This is a genomic window from Solirubrobacter pauli, assembly GCF_003633755.1.
Lineage (GTDB): Bacteria > Actinomycetota > Thermoleophilia > Solirubrobacterales > Solirubrobacteraceae > Solirubrobacter > Solirubrobacter pauli.
Map to the genome: position 1 here is coordinate 127,415 of NZ_RBIL01000001.1, position 23,019 is coordinate 150,433.

The 23,019-nt window shown below is 73.4% G+C and carries 19 protein-coding genes and 1 pseudogene; 8 read left to right on the forward strand and 12 right to left on the reverse strand.

Features of this window, described 5'->3' with window-relative positions; genetic code table 11:
* Window positions 1-4: 4 nt before the first annotated feature.
* Window positions 5-3,994, forward strand: a complete 3,990-nt coding sequence (locus C8N24_RS00620; RefSeq protein ID WP_170178752.1) for a M14 family zinc carboxypeptidase — start codon at window positions 5-7, stop codon at window positions 3,992-3,994.
* 250 nt (window positions 3,995-4,244) lie between these two features.
* Here the strand turns inward: C8N24_RS00620 and C8N24_RS00625 are convergent, their stop codons facing one another.
* The 11 genes from C8N24_RS00625 to argG are packed head-to-tail and all read right to left on the reverse strand — an operon-like array spanning window position 4,245 to window position 16,762.
* Window positions 4,245-5,057: a hypothetical protein gene (locus C8N24_RS00625; protein ID WP_121246791.1), complete on the reverse strand. Its 813-nt coding sequence runs from the start codon at window positions 5,055-5,057 to the stop codon at window positions 4,245-4,247.
* Window positions 5,058-5,100: 43 nt separating this feature from the next.
* On the reverse strand, window positions 5,101-6,276 hold the full coding sequence (locus C8N24_RS00630) for an ROK family transcriptional regulator (RefSeq protein ID WP_121246793.1): 1,176 nt from the start codon (window positions 6,274-6,276) through the stop codon (window positions 5,101-5,103).
* A gap of 40 nt (window positions 6,277-6,316) precedes the next feature.
* Entirely contained in the window at window positions 6,317-9,535 is a 3,219-nt protein-coding gene (locus C8N24_RS00635; protein ID WP_121246795.1) for a lytic murein transglycosylase, read from the reverse strand.
* A gap of 53 nt (window positions 9,536-9,588) precedes the next feature.
* Window positions 9,589-10,815: a TolB family protein gene (locus C8N24_RS00640; protein ID WP_121246797.1), complete on the reverse strand. Its 1,227-nt coding sequence runs from the start codon at window positions 10,813-10,815 to the stop codon at window positions 9,589-9,591.
* Window positions 10,812-11,756 carry a hypothetical protein gene (locus C8N24_RS00645; RefSeq protein WP_121246799.1) on the reverse strand — a complete coding sequence of 315 codons (945 nt, stop codon included), beginning with the start codon at window positions 11,754-11,756 and terminating at the stop codon, window positions 10,812-10,814. Before C8N24_RS00645 ends, C8N24_RS00640 begins: the two co-directional genes overlap by 4 nt.
* Window positions 11,757-11,780: 24 nt before the next feature.
* Window positions 11,781-12,377, reverse strand: a complete 597-nt coding sequence (locus C8N24_RS00650; RefSeq protein ID WP_147447526.1) for a hypothetical protein — start codon at window positions 12,375-12,377, stop codon at window positions 11,781-11,783.
* Window positions 12,374-13,192, reverse strand: coding sequence for a hypothetical protein (locus C8N24_RS00655; protein WP_121246803.1), 819 nt, complete (start codon window positions 13,190-13,192; stop codon window positions 12,374-12,376). Before C8N24_RS00655 ends, C8N24_RS00650 begins: the two co-directional genes overlap by 4 nt.
* Complete coding sequence (locus tag C8N24_RS00660) at window positions 13,177-14,025, reverse strand: ABC transporter ATP-binding protein (protein ID WP_121246805.1); 849 nt, start codon at window positions 14,023-14,025, stop codon at window positions 13,177-13,179. The genes C8N24_RS00655 and C8N24_RS00660 overlap by 16 nt, the downstream gene beginning before the upstream one ends.
* Window positions 14,022-14,846 carry a zf-HC2 domain-containing protein gene (locus C8N24_RS00665; RefSeq protein WP_121246807.1) on the reverse strand — a complete coding sequence of 275 codons (825 nt, stop codon included), beginning with the start codon at window positions 14,844-14,846 and terminating at the stop codon, window positions 14,022-14,024. The genes C8N24_RS00660 and C8N24_RS00665 overlap by 4 nt, the downstream gene beginning before the upstream one ends.
* A complete protein-coding gene (locus tag C8N24_RS00670) occupies window positions 14,843-15,373 on the reverse strand; it encodes an RNA polymerase sigma factor (RefSeq protein WP_121246809.1) in 531 nt (176 codons plus the stop codon). Before C8N24_RS00670 ends, C8N24_RS00665 begins: the two co-directional genes overlap by 4 nt.
* A 33-nt stretch (window positions 15,374-15,406) precedes the next feature.
* Window positions 15,407-16,762 (reverse strand): argininosuccinate synthase, encoded by a 1,356-nt coding sequence (gene argG, locus C8N24_RS00675; protein ID WP_121246810.1) that lies wholly within the window; start codon window positions 16,760-16,762, stop codon window positions 15,407-15,409.
* A 281-nt stretch (window positions 16,763-17,043) separates the two neighbouring features.
* On the opposite strand from argG, the gene C8N24_RS00680 reads away from it, so the two are divergent.
* The 7 genes and pseudogenes from C8N24_RS00680 to C8N24_RS00705 all read left to right on the forward strand — a co-directional run bounded on the left by C8N24_RS00680 (window position 17,044) and on the right by C8N24_RS00705 (window position 22,361).
* A complete protein-coding gene (locus C8N24_RS00680; protein ID WP_147447527.1) occupies window positions 17,044-18,138 on the forward strand; it encodes a hypothetical protein in 1,095 nt (364 codons plus the stop codon).
* Between the two features lies 1 nt (window position 18,139).
* Complete coding sequence (locus C8N24_RS00685) at window positions 18,140-19,243, forward strand: hypothetical protein (protein WP_121246814.1); 1,104 nt, start codon at window positions 18,140-18,142, stop codon at window positions 19,241-19,243.
* Window positions 19,244-19,273: 30 nt separating this feature from the next.
* The gene (locus C8N24_RS00690; protein WP_121246816.1) at window positions 19,274-20,386 is read left to right on the forward strand and encodes an FAD-binding oxidoreductase; all 1,113 of its coding nucleotides are present in this window, start codon (window positions 19,274-19,276) and stop codon (window positions 20,384-20,386) included.
* A gap of 163 nt (window positions 20,387-20,549) precedes the next feature.
* A pseudogene (locus C8N24_RS35670) lies at window positions 20,550-20,675 on the forward strand (type IV toxin-antitoxin system AbiEi family antitoxin domain-containing protein); the annotation flags it as partial.
* Window positions 20,676-20,705: 30 nt separating this feature from the next.
* Complete coding sequence (locus C8N24_RS00695) at window positions 20,706-21,395, forward strand: DUF559 domain-containing protein (RefSeq protein ID WP_245971730.1); 690 nt, start codon at window positions 20,706-20,708, stop codon at window positions 21,393-21,395.
* Window positions 21,396-21,442: 47 nt separating this feature from the next.
* Window positions 21,443-21,802: a DUF4260 family protein gene (locus tag C8N24_RS00700; RefSeq protein WP_121246820.1), complete on the forward strand. Its 360-nt coding sequence runs from the start codon at window positions 21,443-21,445 to the stop codon at window positions 21,800-21,802.
* Entirely contained in the window at window positions 21,783-22,361 is a 579-nt protein-coding gene (locus C8N24_RS00705; protein WP_121246822.1) for a TetR/AcrR family transcriptional regulator, read from the forward strand. Before C8N24_RS00700 ends, C8N24_RS00705 begins: the two co-directional genes overlap by 20 nt.
* On the opposite strand, the gene C8N24_RS00710 is transcribed toward C8N24_RS00705, so the two are convergent.
* Complete coding sequence (locus tag C8N24_RS00710) at window positions 22,292-22,993, reverse strand: SDR family NAD(P)-dependent oxidoreductase (protein ID WP_121246824.1); 702 nt, start codon at window positions 22,991-22,993, stop codon at window positions 22,292-22,294. The two genes, C8N24_RS00705 and C8N24_RS00710, sit on opposite strands and share 70 nt — an antisense overlap.
* Window positions 22,994-23,019: the final 26 nt, after the last annotated feature.

The window sequence follows — 23,019 nt, forward strand, 5'->3', positions numbered from 1 at the left end:
GACCGTGCCTGTCCTGGCGGCTGCGCTGGCGCTGGGGGCGCCGGGCATCGCACAGGCAGATGCGCTGAAGATGTACCGCGTCACCGTGGATGCCGATGGCGCTGGCGCGCTCGGCGACCTCGGTGTCGACATGGGCCACACCGGCTACAAGGCCAACGGCCCCGCCGGGCAGACGATCTTCGTCGACCTCGAAGACGGGCAGGCGAAGGTCGCCCGCTCCAAGGGTCTTGCGCTCGAAGAGGTCACGCCCGGCCCGCACGTATCCGAGGCGCAGATCGAGCAGCGGATCGCGGCCGCCGCGGCCAAGAGCCGCAGCGCCGCCCCCGCGGCCGACAAGCCCGAGACGGGCGGCGACTCGCCCAACCCGTTCTATGACGTCTACCGCTCGTACGCCGAGCCGGGCGGCATCAAGGACGAGATGAAGTCGATCGCGTTCGCGAACCCGGACCTCGTCAAGTACGTGGTCATCGGCAAGTCCGGCCAGGGCCAGGACATCGTCGCCCTCAAGGTGACGAAGAACGCGCGCAACGTCGCCGACGGCGAGCGCCCGGCGATGCTGTTCTCCGCCGTCAACCATGCGCGTGAGTGGATCGCGGCCGAGGTCGGCCGCCGCATGCCGTCGTGGTGGATCGAGCACGCCGACGACCCGGAGATCTCCGACCTGCTCGGCCGCGCCGAGCTGTGGTTCCTGCCGATCCAGAACCCGGACGGCTACGAGTACACGTTCACCTGCGGCACCGGCTTCCGCGCCGCCGCCAACGAGATGTGCGGCGCGACGCTGGTGACCGACCCGGCCGACCCGCTGCGCGGCACGTACGTCTACAAGAACGCCGCCGGCACGATCCTCGCGCCGAACGCGGCGCAGCCGGACACGACCAAGCGCAAGCCGACCAACCGCCTGTGGCGCAAGACCCTGCGCGACAACGACGGCAACGGCACGTTCGGCGACGGCCAGGACGGCGTCGACCCGAACCGCAACTACTCGTCGAACTGGAACCTGGACGAGGAGGGCGCGTCGAACACGTTCTCCAGCGGCACGTACCGCGGTCCGTTCCCGCACTCGGAGCCCGAGGACCTCGCGTACGACCGCCTCCTGCGCAAGATCACGCCTGAAGCGGTCATCAACTACCACTCGGCCGCGCAGCTGCTGCTGTACGCGTTCGGCTACATCACGGACGTCTCCTCCGACGACGACCCGTGGTTCAAGGCGATCACCGGCACCGACGGCGACGCCGCCGTGGACCCGTACATCTCGCAGCGCAGCTCCGACCTGTACATCACCAACGGCGAGACGACCGACCACGCGTACAACAAGTACGGGTCGATGTCCTGGACGCCCGAGCTCGACGAGTGCGAGACGGCGGCCGGCGGCACGTTCTGCTCCGGCGGCTCGGGCTTCACGTTCCCGGACGACGAGGGCAAGGTCGAGGCCGTCTTCGAGAAGAACCTCGACTTCGCGCGCAACGTCGCGGCCACCACGCTCGACCGTGACCGGCCCGACCGCCCGCGCAACGCCACCGACGACGAGACGCAGTATCAGGTGAAGGGCTCGCCGGACATCGAGCCGAACCGCTTCAACGTCTCCTACGGCGCCGAGCAGACGCTCGAGGCGACGTCCCGCAAGATCCTCGGCCCGGTCGACTTCGTCGTCCAGGTGCCCACCGGCCCGGGCGGTGCGTCCCGCACGCTCACGCTGCGCGGCCAGTCCTGGAAGGGCGGCGAGCGCTTCGGCGACCTGCGCGGCAAGTACTACCAGCGTGTCCGCGCGACGATCCCGGCGGACTTCGTCCAGCCCGGCGTCGCCCAGACCCCGCGCCCGCTCGTCGCGGGTGACGTGGTCAACGTCCGCGTGATCGCGGGCTCCCAGCAGCAGCGGTTCTCCTACCGCGTGCAGTCCACGCGCCCGGCCAACAGCGCGGGCAAGCGCGTGCTGGTCGTCGCGGCCGAGGACTACACGGGCCTCTCGCCCAACAAGGAGGCGTACGCCACGGCGCCGCGCTACCTCGACGAGCACGTCGCGGCCCTCACGGCCGCCGGCTACAGCGTCGAGACGTTCGACGTCGACGCGCCGCCGGTCGGCGCCGACGGCAAGGCCAACAAGCAGCTGTCGGACCTCGGCGTCCTGAACCACTTCGACGCCGTCCTGTACTACACGGGTGACGACCTCCTGCCGCAGCAGGTGGGCGAGGGCGTCGACACCACGAACTACCGTCGCGGCAACACCATCGGCGCGAACGGCACGTTCAGCCTCACCGGCTCGACGCACCTGCCGACGTACGGCGTGCGCAACGCGCAGATGCTGCGCAACTACATGAACGACGGCGGCAAGGTCATGTTCACCGGCCGCAACGGCTGGGTCCAGCAGACCAGCACGAGCACGTCGCTCACCACCTACTCCGGCTACACCTGGTGGCAGGAGCCCGTGTACGGCTTCGACTACCCGGCCGACCAGGCCGGCGACGACGACCGCCCGCACACGGCGTTCTTCCGCGAGCTCGACATCTCCAACGACTGGGGCCAGTACTGGCTCGGCGTCGCGGGTCGTGTCGGCGGCGTGGGCACGACGACGTTCAACGGCGTCACGGTCACGCCCGCCGCGGGCAGCTTCCTCGCGGGCATGAACCCGTTCGCGGTCGACAGCTGGATCGGGTCGGGCGACACGCTCGAGCCGACGCAGAACGCGACGACCGGCATGCCGGAGCCGCGCCTGAAGTCCCCGACCCGCCTGCGCAACTTCAGCAGCGTGTCGGCGCAGCGCCCGTTCCGCCAGGAGCGGATCGAGGCCGACTACACGGGCCAGACGACCGCCAACGGCGGCGCGATCCTGTCCACGCGTGACTCGGTCTCCATCGGCTTCGGCCTCGAGCAGGTCGACGCCACGACCCGCACCGAGATCGTCCGCCGTGCCCTCGGCTACCTGCTGCCGGCGACCGCCGACACCACGGCGCCGACGGTGAGCTGGCTGCGCCCGGCCGAGAACGCCGAGGTCAGCGTCGCCGACCCGGTCGAGATCGAGGTCGAGGCCGTCGACGAGCGCGGCGACCTCAAGGAGGTCCGCCTGAGCGTCGACGGGACGCCGGTCCGCACGAAGGTGTCGTTCCCGTTCCAGCTCCGCTGGCAGCCGTCCGCGTCCGACGTCGGCACGACCAAGACCCTCTCGGTCGCCGTCGAGGACAAGGCCGGCAACGTCACGACCTCGTCGCGTGCGATCAAGGTCGTCGCGGGCTCCGGCATCGCCGAGGCCCCGCTGCCCACCGGCGTCACCACCGTCACCGGCTCGCCGGTCGTCGGCCAGACGCTCACCTGCGTGCCGTCGGGCTTCACCGGCGCCGGCACGCTCACCTACGCGTGGCTGCGTGACGGCAAGGCCATCTCGGGCCAGACCGCCGCGACCTACACGGCCACGTCGGCCGACGTGGGCGAGGAGATCGCCTGCAAGGTCACGTCGACCAACGCCGCGGGCGACGCCGACTCCACCTCGGACGGCAAGACCGTGACGATGAACGGCGGCCCCGCCGGCCCGACCGGCCCGACGGGTCCGCAGGGCCCGACCGGCCCGACCGGCCCGCAGGGTCCGAGCGGTCCCACGGGTCCGACCGGCCCCGGTGGCCCGACGGGTCCGAGCGGCCCGACGGGCGCCACCGGCCCCACGGGTCCGACCGGCCCGGCCGGCCCCACGGGTCCCGCGGGCCCGCAGGGTCCCGCCGGTCCCGCGCCGACGGTGAAGATCACGTGCACGACGAACTCGGCGGGCAACTCCGTCACGTGCACGATCTCCACGGACAACGCGGTCAACGCCTCCACCAAGGCGTCGGCTCGCGTCGTCGGCTCGAAGGCGAAGTCCAAGACCGTGTCCGGCAAGGGCAAGGTCAAGGTCTCGCTCAAGGGCAAGGTCAAGAAGAACGCCAAGGTCGAGGTCACGTACGCCGTGGGCAAGGCCAAGGGCAAGACGGTCGTGCCGCTGGGCAAGGCCGTGAAGGTCTCGACGAAGTAGCCCCTCGTTGACTCCGAGCGGCCGTCCTGGGACTCCCCGGGGCGGCCGCTTCGGCGTTTAAAGAGGAACGGCCGCCGCGCTGGTCAGGCGCGACGGCCGAAGAGAGGGGCCGGCGGGTGTCGGGGAGGGGGAAGGGACTGCCCGGTGGCTTTTGTGCTCTGCGAGGTGGTCAGCCCTCGCTTGTAGGCCACATGTTGCCCGCGTCCTCTCCCCCGTCCTATCGCTCCGGAGGGTGAACCGGATCACTCCTTCACGGCAGCGCGCAGACCGACGACGAGCCGCCCGACGCGACGGTGCGCCCCGGCGACGTGAACCGCTTCTCCCGCCGCTCGACCCGGCCGCCGCGACGCCATTCGAACTCGGCGAGCCCGCGGAACGTGCGGCCTTTCACGCCCGTGAACTGGAACGTGTAGCCGCCTTCGAACGAGCGGTGCGCGGCACCGAGCGTCATCCACGGCGACGTGCCGTTCGGGACGTCCAGCCAGCGGCCGGACGGGTCGGCGTACTGCAGCCGGAACCGAGCGGCCACCGTCTGCCGGCGCGACCCGCCGCCCGGGCTCGCCGCGCGGATGCCGACGCGCGCGGCGGTGCAGACGTTCATCGTCGCCCACGGACGCTGGGCGCGGGTCGCCGAGCAGCGCACGCCGCGGTTGTCGGCCACGCTCAGGCAGCGCTGCGCACCGCCCTGCAGCCGGCCGCGCACCACCCGGTGCTCGCTCGTGCGACCGAAGTTGCGGGCGAGCGCGCGCACCTGCAGGCGCGCGCGGGCCTTGAGCCGCAGCTTGGGGCGGAACACGTGCCGCGTGGCGGTGGCGACGGCGTCCACCGAGGTCTGCCCGAGGCAGCCCTGGCAGGTGAAGCCGACGCGTTCGCCGGCCGCGACGCCGTCGAGCGTGATCTGGGTGACGACCACGCCGCCGGCCTCGCCCGCCTGGCTGGCGAAGCTGACGGTGAAGGGCGCCACGGCGTCGGGCAGCGCGTCGGGCGCGACCGCCGTGCGGGCGTCGCCGACGACGAGCGCGAACGCCGCGACCAGGAGGATCAGGAGCCGAAGGAAGCGCACTGCCCACCTCAACCCGCGACCGGCCGCGACGTTGCGGCGTTGCTCACGCGGTCGCCAGCGGCTCCACCTCGGCGAGCGCGTACGGAGCCTGCGCGAGCTGGATCGCCGCGGCACCGAGCACGGCCGCGCGGTCGCCCAGCTCACCCGGGACGACCTTGACGACGGCGGCCGCCGGCGCGATCGCCTGACGGGCGATCGCCTTGCGGATCGGCTCCAGCAACACGTCGCCGGCCGCGGCGAGCTCGCCGCCCACGACGACCCGCTCGGGGTTGAGCAGGTTGACGGTCGTGGCGATCGCCTCGCCGACGGCCTCCCCCGCGTCGGCCACCGCGCGGCAGGCGGCGCGCTGGCCGCTCGCGACCAGCGCGAACAGCTGCTCGAGCGTGACCGGCCCGCCGGCGCTGCGCTCGAGCTGGAGGCGGATCGCGCGCGAGCTGGCGACGGTCTCCAGGCAGCCGCGGCCACCGCAGCGGCAGATCAGGCCGTCGCGCGCGACGCGCACGTGCCCGAGCTCTCCCGCGACGCCGCAGGCACCGCGGAACGGCCGCTCGTCGAGGATCAGACCGAGGCCGACGCACGACGAGAGCCGCACGACGGCGAGCTGGCGCGCGCCGCGGCCGGCGCCGAACAGCGCCTCGCCGATCGCGCACGCGTTGGCGTCATTGTCGATCCTGACGGGCATGCCGAGGCGGCGCTCGAGCGCCTCGCGCAGGCCGAGCTCGCGCCAGCGCGGCAGCACGCCGGCGGCGTGGATGGTGCCGCGGTCGGCGTCCACGGGCGCGGCGACGCCGACGCCCGCGCCGAGCACCTTCGCCGGATCCACGGCGGCTTCGGCGAGCGCGATCCGGGTCACCTCGGCGGCGGACTCGAGCATCGCGTCGACTTCGTCGTCCGGGTCGACCGCGGTCTCGGCGCCGGCCACGATCCGGCCGCCGAGGTCGCAGACCGCGGCGCGGATGTGGTCGCCCGCGAGGTCGACGCCGACCGCGTAGGCGGCGCTCGGCGCGAGCGAGACGTGCAGCGGCGGGCGCCCGATCGTGCGGCGTCGCTCGAGCCCTTCGTCCGTCTGGCGCTGGACGATCCCCGCCAGCTCGAGCTCTTGCAGCAGGGTCGTCACGGTGGCACGCGACAGCCCGACCCGTTCACTCAGGTCCGCCCGGCTCACCCCCGGTTGATGCAGCAGTGCCTGCAGGATCTTCAGCTTGGTGCCGTCCCGCACGGGTCTCCTCTCTCGATGTTGCCCTCCCCAACGCGTATGTCTACCGATACTTCTTCGCGGCTGCCTGCACCTTCTTCACGTACCAGTCAGCGTGGTTGTACGCGAACAGGGCCTTGTAGTACGACTTCGGCGCGCCGGAGGCCCGCAGGTAGCGGGCGCTGGAGTAGATCGCGTCGACCGCGTTGTAGGGGTCGGCCTTCCCGTCGCCGCTCGCGTCCATCCCCCACTGCTTCCAGGTGGCGGGCATGAACTGGGTCCAGCCGATCGCGCCCGCGGAGGACGGACCCATGTTGCACCCGTGCGCCGACTCGACCTCGGTGATGCCCGCGAGGATCTGCCACTTGATGCCGAACGCTCGGCCCGCGCGCTGCCAGATCGGCTTGAGGATCTGCGCGCCGCTGCACGGCGTGGGCGACCGGAGGCCGGAGCGGTGCGTCGGCTTGCGGCCCAACCGGGCGTTGCTGCGGCTCGCGAGCGACGCCAGCGAGGCCACGCGGCCGAGCTTCGGCGTGCTCAGGTTCAGCCGCCAGACGGCGGCCGCGGGCTGCCCGCGCTTGGACGGCGTGTGCCGCCAGCTCAGGTGCAGGTGGTTGCCGCGCCCGTGGTTGGCGTCGCCGTTGTAGCCGACCCAGCGGAAGGGCGCGCGCGGACGGTTCTGCCGGGGCTCGGCCCACTTGGCGAGACGGTCGATGTCGTTCCAGGAGCCGCCCGGGCCGGGGACGATGTCGACCGCGAGGCCGATCGGGTGCTCACCCGCGGCCGCGTGGCCCTCCATCGCGTAGCCGTCGGTGATGCGGACCTTGTACTTGGCCACGAGGTAGCGGATGTCGGCCAGCAGGCGGCTGTCGATCCGCTCGCCCGGCATGCCGGGGATGCCGACGAAGCGTCCCTTGCTCGTGACCTTCGCGACGCCCTTGACGGTCGCCGTGGCCGTGACGGTCTCGACCGCCACCGGCGCCGCTTCGCCCTTGGTCTTGACCTTCGTCGTGTGGGTCTTCTCGCAGCCGGCCGGCTTGTCGGCCTTGTCGGCGTACGCCTCGTCCTTGCCCGTGCCGCAGCGCAGGATCTCGGCGAGCCCGTCACGCGCGTCGAGGCGGTCGTTGCCGTTGCCGCCGTCGACGGCGTCGACGCCGTTGTTGCCCCACAGCCGGTCCTTGCCCTCGCCGCCGGAGATCGTGTCGTTGCCGTCCCCGCCGCGGATGGTGTCGTCGCCGCCTTCCCCGTACAGCTGCTCGGGGGCGTTGCCGCCCGTGAGCTTGTCGTTGCCCGCGCCGCCGATCACGGACTCGGTCAGGACCAGGTCGCCCTCGCCGAGCTCGCCGTCGTCGGGCACGTCGTCAAGCGTGATCGTCAGCGGGTTCGTCCGCGCGGCGTAGTCCGCGGTGTCGCGGCCGTTGTCGCCCTGCAGCTTGTCGGCGCCGGCGCCGCCGACCAGCACGTCGTCGTCGTTGCCACCGCTGAGCGTGTCGTTGCCGCCGTCCCCGTTGAGGCGGTCGGGACCGTTGTCGCCGCGGACGTCGTCGTTGCCCTCGCCGCCGCTGACCTGATCGGCGCCGTCGCCGCCATACGCGCGATCGTCGCCGGCGCCGGCGTCGAGGCGGTCGTCACCCTGGTCGCCCTGGAGCGTGTCGTTGCCCGCGCCGCCCGTGAGCGTGTCGTTGCCGACGCTGCCCTTGAGCGAGTCGTTGCCCGCGCCCGCGGTGAGCGTGTCGTCCCCGTTGCCACCGTCGAGCTTGTTCGCGCCGTTGCCGCCGTCCAGGATGTCGTTGCCGTCGTTGCCCGTGAGGCTGTCGTCGCCGTCGCCACCCGTGAGCGCGTCGTGGCCGTTGCCGCCTTCGAGCTTGTCGTCGCCCGTCGCGCCGTCGAGGGCATCGTTCCCGTCGCCGCCGTACAGGGCGTCGGCTCCGTCCCCGGCCGCGAGCGTGTCGTCCCCGTCGCCGCCGGTGAGCGTGTCGTTGTCGTTGCCGCCGTCGAGGGCGTCGTTGCCCGTGCCGCCGTCGAGCTCGTCGCGGCCGGCGCCCGTCTCGACGCGGTCGTTGCCGTCCTCGCCGCGGCCCTTGTCGTTGCCGTCGTCGAGCGTGAGCGTGTCGTCGCCGGAGCCGCCCCACGCCTGGTCGTCGCCCGCGCCGCCGCGCAGCGCGTCCTGGCCGTCGCCGCCCTTGAGCGTGTCGTTGGCCGCGCCGCCGTCGAGCGTGTCGTCGCCGGTGCCGCCCTCGAGCGTGTCGGCGCCGTCGCCGCCCGCGAGCTGGTCGTCGCCCGCGTCGCCGTAGGCCTTGTCGGTGCCGGACCCCGCGGTGAGGAGGTCGTGGCCGTCGCCGCCGGTCAGGGTGTCGTTGCCGTCGCCGGCGTCGAGCGTGTCGTCGCCGGCCGCGCCGGTCAGCGTGTCGTCGCCGGTTCCGCCGGTGAGCGCGTCGTCGCCGATGGTGCCCGTCAGGCGGTCGTTGCCGCCGTTGCCGGCGAGGCTCGTGCCGGTCAGCGTGTCGCCCGCGCTGCCGCCGAGGATGCGCTCGACGCTCGGGCGCACGTCGTCGCGCTCGTTGCTCGCGCCGTCGTCATTGACGCCGTCGGCGTCCGCGGTGATCGCGACCGTGCGGGACGCGTAGTCGGCCGTGTCGAAGCCCGCGCCGCCCTCGAGGACGTCCGCGCCGCCCGCGCCGTCGAGCACGTCGTCGCCGGGACCGCCGTCGAGCGTGTTCGCACCGCTGTTGCCGGTGAGGTCGTCGTCGTCCGAGCCGCCGATCAGCGCCTCGACCGTGGTGAACGTGTCGCCTTCCACGCTGCCGGCGGCGAGGTCGGCGACGACCGGCGCGGTGCGTGCGGAGAAGTCGACGCGGTCGCTGCCGTTGCCGCCCGTGTAGGCGTCGTTGCCCGCCCCCGCGAGGAACACGTCGTCCCCGCTGCCGCCGCTGACCGTGTCGCGGCCCGGCCCGTCGCTGACCGTGGCGGGCGTGGTGCCGGCGAGCGTGAAGGTGTCGTCGCCGTCGCCGAGGTCGACCTCGGCGCGCGTGATCGTGGCCGCGCACGTGACGCGGCCGGCCTGCGGCAGCGTGCAGCCGCTGCCCGCGGTCATCGCCGCGCTCGTGTCGCGCACCTCGACGGTGCCCGAGCCGGGCGTGACCGTGATCCGGTTCACCTCACCCGGGGCGGCGGTGACGATCACGACGCCGCCGGAGAGGGTCACGGTGGCGGCGTGGGCGCTCGCGGGAGCGAGCAGCCCGAGGACGAGCGCAGGCAGGAGGGCACGGCGGAGGAACGGCACAACCCATGTGGTCGGCCGCCCGATGCACGCCTTGACGGAGTGTCAGCGATGTGTCAGCGCGTCAGGCGCACGCGACGGACGCTCGTCACGCGCTGGTCGCCGCTGGTCGCCACCACGGTGAGCGTGGCCGTGACGCCGCGCGCCTTGCGGCTCACGCGGAACTTCAGCGTGCCCGCCTTGTGTGCCGTCGTCCTGGCCAGCGTGCGCGGGAGCTTGTGCCGCCGCGCGGTCTTGGCCGTGAGCGTCAGCCGCGCCGTGAGCGCGCACGCCGACGAGCACCGGGCGCGGACCGACGGGCCGCGGCGCACGCTTCCGCGCCAGCCGGACAGGTCGACGCGCAGTGTGGCGGGTGCGGTCTGCACCGGGCCGGACGGCTCCGTCGGCGGCACCGGAGCGGCTGCCGGTCCCCAGTCGGGGTCCGTCGCGCCGGGGAGGACGAGCGGGCGGGCGGCGCTCGCGCAGGCGCTGATGTCGCCGAGCTGGGCGACGTGGATCCCGTCCGCCTCCTCCCACGCGAGCGCGCTGCCGTCGGGGGCCCACGTGGGGTCGTTGACGTTCCCGTTGAAGCCGGTCAGCACGCAACGGAGCTGGGCGCCGGCGTCGTAGAACCGCAGGTCGTTCTGGTCGCCGACCGCGACGAGCTTGTCACCGGCGCGCGTGAGCTCGCCATCCGTGAGCAGCGTCGTGACGGCGGGATCGCCGAACCAGTCCTGGTAGCCGGCGCCGACGGTGTCGATGCCGACGTGCGAGGTGCGCTGCGCGCCGTAGAAGACGAGCACGCGACCGTCCGCCGTCCACGACGGGGTCAGGTAACCGCCGAGCGCGTCGGCGAAGACGCCGGGCTCGCTGCCTTGCTCGACGCTCGTGTAGGCGACGGTGGTCCGCTCACGGTCGCTCAGGACACCGGTGTTGAAGAAGTGGTAGGCGATCTTCGTTCCGTCGGGCGACACCTGCGGCTGCAGCGGGCCGACGAAGTTGCGGTTGTCGACCTTGACCGTCTCCAGCGGCGCGCCGATCCGCGTGCCGTCACGGTGGAAGCGGTGCAGGCGACGCGGCGTGCGGCCGTTCTCGGCGGTCTGGCGGACGGCGACGAGCGTGCCGTCGTCGGCCTGGCTCGGCCAGGCGTAGCCGCCGTCGGTGGTGATCCGGGTGGCGTGGCCGCCGTCGGGCGCGGAGACGTGGACGTCGCCGTCCTTGACGTAGGCCAGAGAGCCGGTCGCGGCGTGCGCGCTGCCCGGCAGGGCCGCGAGGAGCAGGGCGGGGAGGATCAGTCGCTTCATCGGTTCACCTGTCGCAGCGTGCGCACCGAGCGGTTCACCGTGAACGTGCGGCGCGTCGCGCCGACCGTCACGGTCACGCGCCGCGCGCTCGCGCGCAGCGTCAGCCGCCGCTTGGCGCCGGGAGCGATCGTGAACCGCTTCGTCTGCGCCCCCGCCTTGACCACCGGCGCGCACGCCGTCGCGCAGCGCACGTCCACGATCACGTCGCGGCCGCGCACGCGGGGCATCCCGATCTCCGGCGTCAGCCGCTCCAGCGTGACCGTGCCCTTCCAGTCGAACGGGCACGCGATCGTGTGCCCGGGGTCCTCGCGCGGGCAGCGCTCGAAGGCGCGCTGGGTGGCGGACGCGGCCACCGGGACGGTCACCCGCCAGTGGCCGAAGCGCCGCGCGGGGAGCGTGAAGGCGGCGTCGATCGGAGCGCTGCCCAGCGCCGGCACGTCGTTGATCGCGGCCACGCGCAGCAGGTCGACGGCCATGCTCCAGCGCGCGAACGGCTGCGCGCATTCGATGTTGAGCACGGCGTCGCTGGAGGCGCGGAAGACGAGGCGGTCGCCGACCGAGGCGATCGTGCCGCCTCCGCTCGCGTCCGCTGACTGCGGGAAGCACGTTCCGGCCGTGCCGTAGAAGTCGACCGTGCTGCTCGCGGTCTGTTGGGTGAGCGTCGTCTGCGCGACGTCGTGGTGCGGCTTGGGCACGCGACCGTCGCGCAGCGCCACGCCGGGCATCACCGCCGTCAGCGCGAACTGCGTCGTCGTGTCGCGCTGGGCGACGTCCTCGGTGCCGTCGTGGTCGACGTCGTCCGGATCGAGGTCCGCGCGGACCGTCTCGCTCCAGGTGCCGGCCATGTCCAGACCGATCCGGTAGTCGATCGTCTCCGCGTGCGCGGGCGCAGCGGACAGCGCGGCAGCGGCCAGCGCCACCGTCAGGGTGCGTTGCAGCATGGTTTCCTTCCGTGGGTTGAGTGACTAGTCGCGGCTGCGTGCCGCGAGTGCGAGCAGGCCGCCGCACGCGGCCGCGGTCCACCAGGCGTCCGCGAGCTCGGGCGCGCCGACGCGCGCGGCGCAGAACGCCAGCGCGACGGGTACGACGGACTCCGCGCCCAGCGCGAGCGCGAGCACCGCCGCGAAGTGCAGCGAGAGCCGCGCCCCGTCCTCGCCGGGCACCAGCGCGAGCAGCCCGAGCCACGCCGCGCCGAGCGCGGGTAGCCCGGCCGCGAGCAGCCGGACCCGCCGCTGCGCCTTGCCGACCGGCACCCCCGGCAACGGCGGCTCGTCGAGCAGAGCGACCGCGGCCGCGGCGAGCGCGATCGTGGACGCCTGCAGCGCCATCCTCGCCGCCTGCTCGTCGACCTGCGTCAGCGCGACCACGGCGGCGGCCGCACCGCCGACCGGCGCGAGCACGGCAGCACGTGGCGCGGCCCGCAGCAGCGCGACCGTGACCGTCCCGGGCGTGCGCCCGGCGCGAACCACGCCGCCCCGCGCGTCGCCGCCGGGTGGCTCCTGGCCGCCGTGCCACGCGCCGTCGCCGCCCGCGGCGACGCGCGTCCCGGCCGGGCGGGTCACACCGCCGCCCACGTGGTCAGGACGACCACCGCGAGCGCGCCGACGGCGTAGCCCGCGCGCACCGTCCAGCGCGTCGCCAGCGCCGCGGCCGCGAAGGCCGCCGCCGTGCCGGCCAGCGCGAGCAGGTGCCAGGCGAGCGCCGTGGTGTCGAAGTGGTCGACGATGCCGCAGTTCTGCGGGCTCAGCGGCTCGCACGCGACCCAGCTGTCCGGCACGGCGACGATGTCGTTGGCGAGCGGCACCGCCCAGCGCAGCACGCTGTCGGGCGTCCAGGCGGCAAGCGGCACCTCGGCGACCACGATCACCACGGGCAGCACGAGCGCGATCGGCGCGATCGGGCCGACCCGGCCAAGGAAGACGCCCAGCGCGCCCAACGCGAGCACGAGCAGCGGACCCTGCGCGAGCTCGACGAAGGCCGGGACGCGACGCGTGCCGTCCCAGGCGATGATCAACCCGTCGCCGGCGCCGAACAGCAGGTAGCAGCCGGCCAGCACCGCGACGGCCGGCGGCAGCGCCGCGAGCACCGCGAGCAGCTGCGCGCCGGTGCGCACGCGCGCGTCCTGCGGGAGCGTGTCCAACAGCTCCTCGGACCCCGCGCGGCGACTGCGCAGCGCGGCGAGGTGCGACGCCGCGAACGTGCCGAGCGCGAGCGGCAGCACCGCCATGCCCATCAGCAGCATGGTCTTGAGCTGCCCGTGGCTGTCGAGGGTGGCGACGGCCATCCACACGCTGAGCGCGAGCCCGGCGAGCACGAACGGATGCAGGAGCAGGCGGCGCGCCTCGAGGGCCGCGAGCGCGCTCAGGCTGCTGCGCACGCGTGCTCCTCCAACAGCAGCAGGTAGCCGTCCTCGAGCGTCGGCTCGACAAGCTGCGCGTCCGCGGGCGGGGTACCCACCTGGCGCTGGCGGCCGTCGGCGCCGCGCCACGCGATCACGGCGCCCGGGTCGCGCTCGGCCGCCGCCCACACGCGACCCTGCGCGTGACTGACGAGCGTCTCCGGCGTGCCGCTCTCCAGCACGCGGCCCTCGGCGAGCACTACTACGCGCGGGCACAGCGCCGCGACGTCCTCGGTCTGGTGCGTGGAGACCAGGATCGCGCGGTCCTCCGCCAGCTCTGACACGAGCTCGCGGAACCGCAGCCGCTGCTCCGGGTCCAGGCCGGCGGTCGGCTCGTCGAGGATCAGCAACCGCGGATCGCCGAGCAGCGCCTGCGCCAGCGCGAGCCGCCGCCGCATGCCGCCGGACAGGGCGCGCGTCTTCTTCGCGCCGACCTCCGCCAGCCCGACGCGGGCCAGCACGCGTCGCACTTCGTCGTGGCGGGCGCGCCGGTCCGTGTGCTCCTTGAGGATCGCGACGTAGTCGAGGAACTCGAACGCCGTGAAGCGCGCGTGGAAGCCGGGCTCCTGCGGCATATAGCCGAGCTGCCGGCGGATCTCGGTCCGCTCGCGCGGGTCCCGGGGGTCGCGTCCGAGCAGGTCGACGGTGCCCTCGTCGGCCGCCAGCACGGTCGCCAGGATCCGCATCAGCGTCGTCTTGCCGGCGCCGTTGGGCCCGAGCAGCCCGGTCACGCCCGGACGCAGCTCCAGGTCCACCCCGCGCAGGGCCTGCGTGGAGCCCAGCCGCTTCGTCACCCCGCGCACGTACGTCATCGTGCGCTCCAGCCGTCGAGCGCCTCGCGGCGGCGGACGAGCACCGCACCGCCGACCGCGATCAGCGCGCCGAACACGAGCTGGGCGCCGCCGTCGAACGCGGCCAGCGCGTCACCGGGCCGGACCGCGCTCGCGATCGTCGCCGCCAGCCAGACGCCGGCCACGACCGCGAACGCCGTCGTGTGCGGCAGGTAGGTGGCGAGTGCCAGGCTCGTCAACGTGAGCCCGAGCGCCGGCAGCAGCCACGCGGCCGCGGTCCAGCTCAACTCGGGCAGGGCCAGGGCACCCGCGACGGTCAACACCAGCGTCGCTCCCACCACCGCGACCGTCCGCAGCAGCAGGAGGCGCATGCCGGACATCGGCGCCGCCACCCCCAGCTCGTGCGTGGGGTCGATCCCACGTGTGAACGTCGCCGCGACGCCCGCCACGGGTGCGAGCGCGGCCACGCACAGGAACAGCGCCAGCCCGCGCTCGCCCTGGTAGGCGCCGAGCACCGCGACCGCCAGAGCGACGGTGATCGCACCGAGCCAGGACGCGGTCAGCGACGTCGTGGCCGCGAGCAGGCGCGCCACGTGCGGCGCGACGCCGAGCGTGCTCAGCACGCGCTCCACCAGGCCCGGCGTGGGGGCGTCGAGCGTGTCGACGACGTCGAGCCAGGTGGCCTGCAGGCGATCGGCCGAGAGCACGGTGCCCGCCAACGTCTGGCACGACGCGCAGGCGACCACGTGCGCCTCGACCGAGAAGGCGTCGGCGTCGTCGACGGCGCCGCGCGCGTACGCCGCGAGCAGCCCCGGGTCGACATGCCACTCCGAGGTGCTCATGCCAGTTCCTCTCGTAGTTGGGTGCGCGCCCGCATCATGCGCGTCTTGACCGTCCCCGCCGGGATGCCGAGCAGCTGTCCGGCCTCCCGCGTGGTCAGCCCGTCCAGCACGGTCGCCTGGACGACCGCCTGCAGCTCCGGCGACAGCCGGTTGAGCGCGCCGCCGAGGTGGCCGTGCGCCACGTCGAGCAGCACCTGCTCCTCCGCGGACGGCTCGTCGGCGAACCGCTCATGGGCGGCGAACTCGCGCGGGGGACGGCGGCGGATGGCGTCGATCAGCCGCCGCACGCCGATCCCCCAGATCCACGCCCCGACGGCGCCGCCGCCCTCGTAGCGCTTTGCCGACCGCCAGACGGCGACGAACGTGTCCTGCACGGCGTCGTCCACCAGGTCCAGGTCGGGACACCGCCGCTGCAGGCGCAACGTCAGCCACGGCGCATGCCGCTCATAGAGGGCCCGCAGCGCCGCGCGGTCGCCCTCGGCGACCGCCCGCAGCAGCGTCTCGTCATCCGTGATCGTCGTCCTCACATCCCCCCTGTCGCGCAGGGGGCGCGCGGCGGTTCAGTCGGTGAGGTGCTTGGGCTCCTGCGCACCTTCGACGGCGTGGCCGATGATCTCCTCGACGTGCGGCAGCAGCTGCATGTGGCTGTAGCCCGCGAGGCGGTCACGCGAGTCGGCGATGTCCAGGTCGCGCATCGTGAGCTGGCCGATGCGGTCCAGCGGGCCGAAGGCCTGGTCCTCGTTGCGCTCCATCGACAGGCGCTCGGGCTCGTACGTGAGGTTCGGACCGCTGGTCGAGACGAGCGTGTAGTCCTCGCCGCGCCGGAGCCGGACGACGACCTCGCCGGTGACCGCGCTGGCCACGAAGCGCTGCAGCGGGTCGCGCAGCGTCAGCGACTGCGGGTCGAACCAGCGGCCCTCGTAGAGCAGCCGGCCGAGCTTGCGGCCCATCGTGCGGTAGTTGTCGATCGTCGCCTCGTTGTGGATGGCGGTGACCAGCCGCTCGTAGGCGATGTGGAGCAGCGCGATGCCCGGCGACTCGTAGATGCCGCGCGACTTGGCCTCGATGATGCGGTTCTCGATCTGGTCGCTCATGCCGAGGCCGTGGCGACCGCCGATCTCGTTCGCCTTCTGGACGAGCTCGACCTGCGACTCGAACGTCTCGTCGTTGATCGCCTCGGGCCAGCCGTCCTTGAAGCGGATCGAGATCTCCTCCTCGGGGATCTCCACGCCGCGCTTGTAGTGCGCGACGCCCATGATCGGCTCGACGATGTCCATGCCCGTGTCCAGCGACTCGAGCAGCTTGGCCTCGTGGGTGGCGCCCCAGATGTTCGCGTCGGTGCTGTAGGCCTTCTCGGTCGAGTCGCGGTACGGGAGGCCGCGCTCCTTGAGCCACTCGCTCATCTCGAAGCGCCCGCCGAGCCCGTTGACGAAGTCCTGGTCGAGCCACGGCTTGTAGATCCGCAGGTCCTTGTTGGCGAGCAGGCCGTAGCGGTAGAAGCGCTCGATGTCGTTGCCCTTGTAGGTCGACCCGTCGCCCCAGATGTTCACGTCGTCGGCGGCCATCGCGTGCACGAGCAACGTGCCCGTCACCGCGCGGCCGAGCGGCGTCGTGTTGAAGTACGTCCGGCCCGCGGTCGTGATGTGGAACGCCCCGCACTGGAGCGCGACGAGCCCCTCGTGGACGAGCAGCTCCTTGCAGTCGACGAGCCGCGCGATCTCGGCGCCGTACTCGAGCGCGCGGTCCGGCACGTCGGCGAGGTTGGGCTCGTCGTACTGGCCCAGGTCCGCCGTGTAACAGCAGGGGATGGCCCCGTGTTCGCGCGTCCAAGCGACGGCCACCGACGTGTCCAGGCCTCCGGAGAACGCCAGGCCGATGCGCTCGCCCTTCGGCAAGCTGTTCAGGATGCGTGCCATAGGCCGTCCTTCGTAGCAGGTATCCCGCCTCGACCACTTGTCGACCGGCCCGCCGAGGGGTGAAGACGTTCACCCCTGCGGGCGAGTGTGACGAGTAGGACCTTCGCGCAGTATGTGTCCCACAGAGGCTGACCACCTCGAACGCAGATAGGCCCCGGGCAGTTCCCTCTCTCCTCCCGACACCCGCCTGGCCTTCTCCTCTCGGCCGTCGCGCCTGACCAGCGCGGCGGCCACCCCTCTTTAAGGGGCAACTTCCGCTCGGGGTGCCCGTTTCGGTCGGCATGAGCCTTGCGGTGGTGATCTCGACGGCCGTGCTCGCCCACGGCTGCGCGGCCTTGCCCGCGCCGTCGGCGAAATACGTGCCGGTCAGCGTCGTGAAGGTCGACGAGCACGCGAAGCGCACGGCGCTGCGCGTGTGCGTGGGCGGGCGGCGCGTGGAGCTCGCGCGCGGGTCCTTCGACGAGGAGCGGGGCGGCGTGCGGGTCGGCGCGGCGAGCGCGGCCGGGAACCGGGTCGCGTGGATCGAGGAGCACGCGCGCGGCCGGACGCGCGCGGCGGTCGTGACGTTGGCCGCCGTCGGGCGCGAGGTGCGCGTGCTGCGACGGTTCACGGCCTACCGCACGCGGACCCGGGCCGGGTTGCAGACCGATGTCCTGCTGACCCGTGCGGGCGACCTCGCATGGTCGGCGGGCACCTACTCAGGCCCGGGCGGCGTCGTCGCGGTCAAGCAGCCCGGCCGGCGTACCCGCAGGCTCGCCCGCTCGGAGGGCGGCCGGCTCGCGCTGGAGGACGGGCGCACGCTGCGCTGGGACGACGGCGACTTCCTCTACGCGTTCTCCGACCTGCGCCCGATCGACTGCCGCCGGCGGTCGCGCTACGCGACGTGGGCTCGCAACGACCGCGCGATCGTCACCCACGCGCACTACTTCGAGAGCAGCGTCGTGCGCGGGTGCGACCCGGCGACGGGCCGCGACCGCGTGATCCTGCAGAACTACTCCAGCCTTGGCAGCAGCAGCCTGCTGTTCCTCGACCTGCTCGGCGAGTGGGCCGTGTTCCACCAGGCGGAGAACTGGAAGGACGGTCCGGGCCCGGCGACGCTGACCGTCGTCAACGCGCGCACCGGCCGCTCGCTGACCGGCCTGACCTACGACGGCGAGAACCGCCCGCATTACCCGATCCCGCTCAACGGCGCCCCGATCGCGGTCACCCGACGCGGTGTGCTCGCCTACGCGCGCGACAACGTGCTCTGGGCGCTCGTCGCCCGCGACCGGTTCGTCCGGCTCGACGAGGGCGCCATCGCCGACCTGCACGCGGACGGCGACGCGTTCACGTGGACGCGCGACGGCGTGCCGCGCCGGTTCATGGTCGGCGGCTGACGTGCGCGCGCTGCTGGTCGCCGGTGCGCTGCTGGCGCTGTTCCCGTCGAGCGCCGCCGCGTGCACGGCACTGCCGGCGCCGTCGGCGACGAAGGTGCCGATCCACCGCTTCAAGGTCGACGAGCGCACGCAGCGCACCGTGCTGCGGGTGTGCGTGCACGGGCACACGGTCGAGCTCGCCCGCGGGAGGTTCCGGGAAGGCCGGCGACGGTCGTCCGGCGTACGCGTCGGGGCGGCCGGCGCGGCGGGGCACCGGGTGGCCTGGATCACCGAGCGCCACCGCGGCGGCTTGCGGACCTCCGAGGTGACGCTCGCGAGCGTGGGCCGCGCGGTCCGCGTCCTGCGGCGCTTCACCGTCCAGCGCCAGCGCGCGCACGTGTCCGCGCAGCTCGACGTGCTGCTCACGCGTGCGGGCGACCTGGCGTGGACGGCCGGCAGCTACGACGACCCGAAGGGCGTGGTGGCGGTCAAGCAGCCCGGCAGGCGCTTGCGGCGCCTCGACATCTACACGGGCCGACCGCTCGCGCTCGAGGATGGACGCACGCTGCGCTGGCTGTCGGGCGACACCAGCTACGACTTCTTCGACCTGCACCCGATCGACTGCCGGAGCCGGTCACGCTTCACGCCGTACGCGCGCAACGACCGTGTCCTGCTCACGCGGGCCATCTACCGGCCGAACCACAGCGAGGTGTCGGTCGTCCGCGGGTGCGACCTCGCCACGGGGCGTGACCGGGTGCTGATCGAGAACGACTCGAACATCGGCGTCGCGAGCGACCTCACGCTGATCGGGCTCGACCGCACCTGGGCCGTGTTCAGGCAGGACGCGGGCGACGGTCGCGGCTGGGACGTCTCGACGCTCATGCTGGCCGACGTCGTCACCGACCGCTCGCCAGTCATCCAACGCGGCACCTTCCCCATCGCGGGCTCTCCGTTCGCGGTCACCGACGCCGGGCGGGGCGCGTGGATCGTGGGCGGCACGTTGTACGCGACCGGCCGCGACTACGACGTCGTCGCGCTCGACTCCGGCGGTGCGCTCACCGACCTGCACGCGGAGGGCGACGCGCTCGTCTGGACCCGCGACGGCGTGTTGAAGCGCGTGCGATGAGTTTCGTGGGCGGCCGCGGTCTTAGGCCACATGATCGCCGCTCACACGCCCGCCGATGTCCGCGCCGCCGTCCTCACCGCCCGTGCCCGCGGGCAACGCGTCGCTGTTCGTGCCACCGGGCACGGCACGTTCGCCGAGCCAACCGCCGACACGCTGGTGATCGACACGTCGAGCATGCGCTCCGTGCTCGTGGACCCAGCGCGGCGAACCGCGCGCGTCGGGCCCGGGGCGACCGCCGCCGACGTGGTCGCCGCGGCCGCGCCGTTCGGGCTCGCGCCGGTCACGGGGACCGACGGCACCGTCGGCCTGACCGGCTTCACGCTCGGCGGTGGGCACGGCTTCCTCGCGCGCCGCCACGGGCTCGCCGCCGACAACCTGCTGCGCGCGGACGTCGTCGGCGCCGACGGTGAGCTGATCACCGCGCGCGCGGACCGTCGCAGCGGCCTGTTCTGGGCGCTGCGCGGCGCGGGCGGGAACTTCGGCGTCGCCACGTCGCTGGAGATCCGGTTGCACCCCGTGCGGGAGCTGTTCGGCGGCGTCGCACGCTTCGACCGCGGGCTCGCGCCCCACCTGCTGCAGCGCTTGGCCGAGTACGTCCAGCCGGACGCGCTCAACGTCTCGGTCGTGACCGAGCGCGACGCGGTCGCGGTGCGCGGCGTGTTCGTGGGCGGCGCCGACGATGCCTGGCGAGCGCTCGCCCCGCTGTTCCTCGACGAGCCGCTCACGGACGACTTCCGCACGATGCCCTACGCGGACACGTTCACCATCGGCGGCACCGCGCCGCGGCGCTTCGAGCTGCTCCGGGACGTGCCGGTCGACGCGGTGCTCGCCGTCGCCGAGCACGCCAACGCGGTCGAGGTCAAGCGCTGGGGCGGCGCGATCGCGCGGGGCAGCTCGCCCGCCGGCCACCGAGGCGTGCCGTTCTCGGTCACCGTCGACGGCGACCTCGGCGCGCTCGACGGCCACGTCACCGGCGGCACGTTCCTGAACTTCTGCAAGGACCCCGCGCGCACGCACGACGCGTACACGCCGGCGGACCGCGACCGGCTGCTCGAGCTCAAGCACGCGTACGACCCTGAGAACGTCTTCGGCGTCGGCCACGCGCTGCTCGCCGCGGAAGCGGTGCGCGGACTGGCAGCCTGACCCGCGCCGCTTTGGGGGTTCGTCTCGCGCGCGGACGGACTGCCAGCTCGGCACACATTTGTTGCGATCTCGTCTTGTTCCGTTCACCCGGCGGCTCGATGCTCGGTGGGTGAGTCGTCTCACTCGCGGAAAACAAGAGTCAAACGACTCGCCCGACCAGCGCGTGGCGCTCCGAGCCGCCGACCAATGGGGTGTCCTCGACGTTGCCGAGCTGCGCGCGTGCGGGTTGTCAGACGACGCGATCGCGCGCCGCCGGAGACGTGGCTTGCTGCACCGCATTCATCCGGGTGTCTACGCGGTCGGCTCCCCGACACTCTCGGTGCAAGCGAGGTTCCTCGCGGCCACGAAGGCCACCAACGGCGTCTTGAGCCACTACTCGGCCGCGTCCCTCTGGCGCCTCGTCGATCTCGACGCGGCGGCGCCGCCGCAGGTCACGGTGACCACGCGCGGGACCCGGAGGGTCGACGGCATCGAGGTCCACCGGACGCGTCGGCCGTTCAAGACCATGCGGCTGGACGGCATCCCCGTCACGACGCCGGCCCGCGCACTGGCCGACGCCTCACGGGCGCTCGCGCCCATCCCGTTGTGTCGGGCTGCCCGCGAAGCGCTCACGCTCAGGCGCGCCACCGTCAAGGAGCTGCTCGGCCACACCAAGCCGCTGGACGAAGCGCTCGCCCTCGGCTTCGTCCCCACGCAGACGGTGCTCGAGGACACCGTCGACGACCTGATCCGGACGACGTTCGAGCCGCCGATCGCGCAGCAGACCCTCGTGCTGGACGGCATCCCGACCACGCCGGACTTCCGATGGCCGCACCTGCAGCTGTGCGTCGAGGCCGACGGCCGCCAGTTCCACGAGCACGAGCTCGCCCGCCAGGACGACGCCGCGAAGCAGGCCCGCCTCGAAGCGCACGGCGAACGGGTCGTCCGCGTCACCTGGACGCAGGCGACCACACAACCGCAGCAGACGCTCCAGCGCCTCAGGAACGCCGGCGCCCCCTTGCGCGGCTAATGCCATTAGCCTATACTAGGCTAACGCCATTAGCCGAAAGGACCGTCATGACTTCCGCACTCGACATCAACCGCCGTCCGCTGCAGATCACGCTCGCCGTGCTGCTGCTCGCCGCGACCATCTTCGAAGCCGTCAAGCACGGGGTGTGGGTGCCGGCCGCCGTCGGCATGCTGGGCCCGGACATCGCGCTGTTGAGCGGGCTCAAGGACGGCCGGCTGAACCCGCGTGGCGTGCCGTTCTACAACGCGCTGCACAGCTACTACGGGCCCGTCGTGCTGATGGTGGTCGCGGCCACGGGCGTGGTCGCGCTCGGCTTCTTCGTCGCGGGCCTCGCCTGGGCCGCGCACATCGCCATCGACCGCGCGCTCGGCTACGGTCTGCGCACCCGTGACGGCTTCCAGCGCTGACCTCAGCCCGCGTCAGCGTGACATCCTCGCCGCCGCGCGGACGCTGCTGGACCGCGAGGGCGCCGACGGCCTGACCGTCGCCGCCCTCGCCGACGCGCTCGGCATCAAGGCGCCGTCGCTGTACAAGCACTTCGCCGGCAAGCGCGAGATCGAGGTGCGGTTGATCGCGGACGGGTTCGCGGAGTTCGCCCGCGCGCTGGACGCCGCCGGCCCGCAACTCGCGGACCTCGGCCGCGCGTACCGCGCCTTCGCGCTCGCCCACCCGCACCTCTACCGCCTGATGACCGACCGCCCACTGCCCCGCGAGGAGCTTCCCCCCGGCACCGAGGAGCGCGGCGCCGCGCCCCTCACCGCCCGGATCGAGGACCGCGACCTCGCGCGCGCCACGTGGGCGTTCGCGCACGGGATGGTCACGCTCGAGCTCGCCGGCCGGTTCCCGGAGTCGGCGGACCTCGACGCCGCCTGGGCGGCCGGGCTGGCCGCGCTCGACTACCAGGCCACGGCGCGTTCGGCGCCGAAGAAGCCGCCCGTGGGTCCGTCCGCGTCGAGCAGCGCGTAGCGCACGACCACACGCGCCGCCTCCGCCGCGGTCAGCGGTGCCTGCTCGCGGTTGCCCGGCGCCAGGTCCGTCTGCACCCACCCCGGGCAGACGGCGTTGACCTTGATCGGCGCGAGCAGCTTCGCCAGACCGATCGTCAGCGAGTTGAGCGCCGCCTTCGACGCCTGGTAGCCCGGCACGACGAGCCCGAAGTAGGGCGACGCGGGGTCGGCCTGGTCGCTCAGCGACCCCATCGTGCTCGACACGTTCACCACCCGCGCCGCATCGGACCGGCGCAGCAGCGGCAGGAACGCCTCCGTCACGCGCACGACGCCGACCACGTTCGTGTCGAGCGTCGCCGCCACGCCGTCCGCGTCGAGCATGCCGGGCGTCTCGGGCAGGATGCCGGCGTTGTTGACGAGCAGGTCGAGCCGCCCGTGCCGCTCCTGCACCCGCGCAGCCGCGGCGGCCACGCTCACCGCGTCCTCCACGTCGAGCACGACGCTCTCCCCGCCCACCCGTGCGGCGGCCTCCGCGCCGCGCGTGGCGTCGCGCGCGCCCACGATGACGGTCACGCCGGCGTCCGCCAGCTGCCGCGCGGTCTCGAATCCCAACCCGCGGTTGGCCCCGGTGATCAGCGCAATGGTCTGCATGCCCCCACAACGCCGGCCACCCCGGC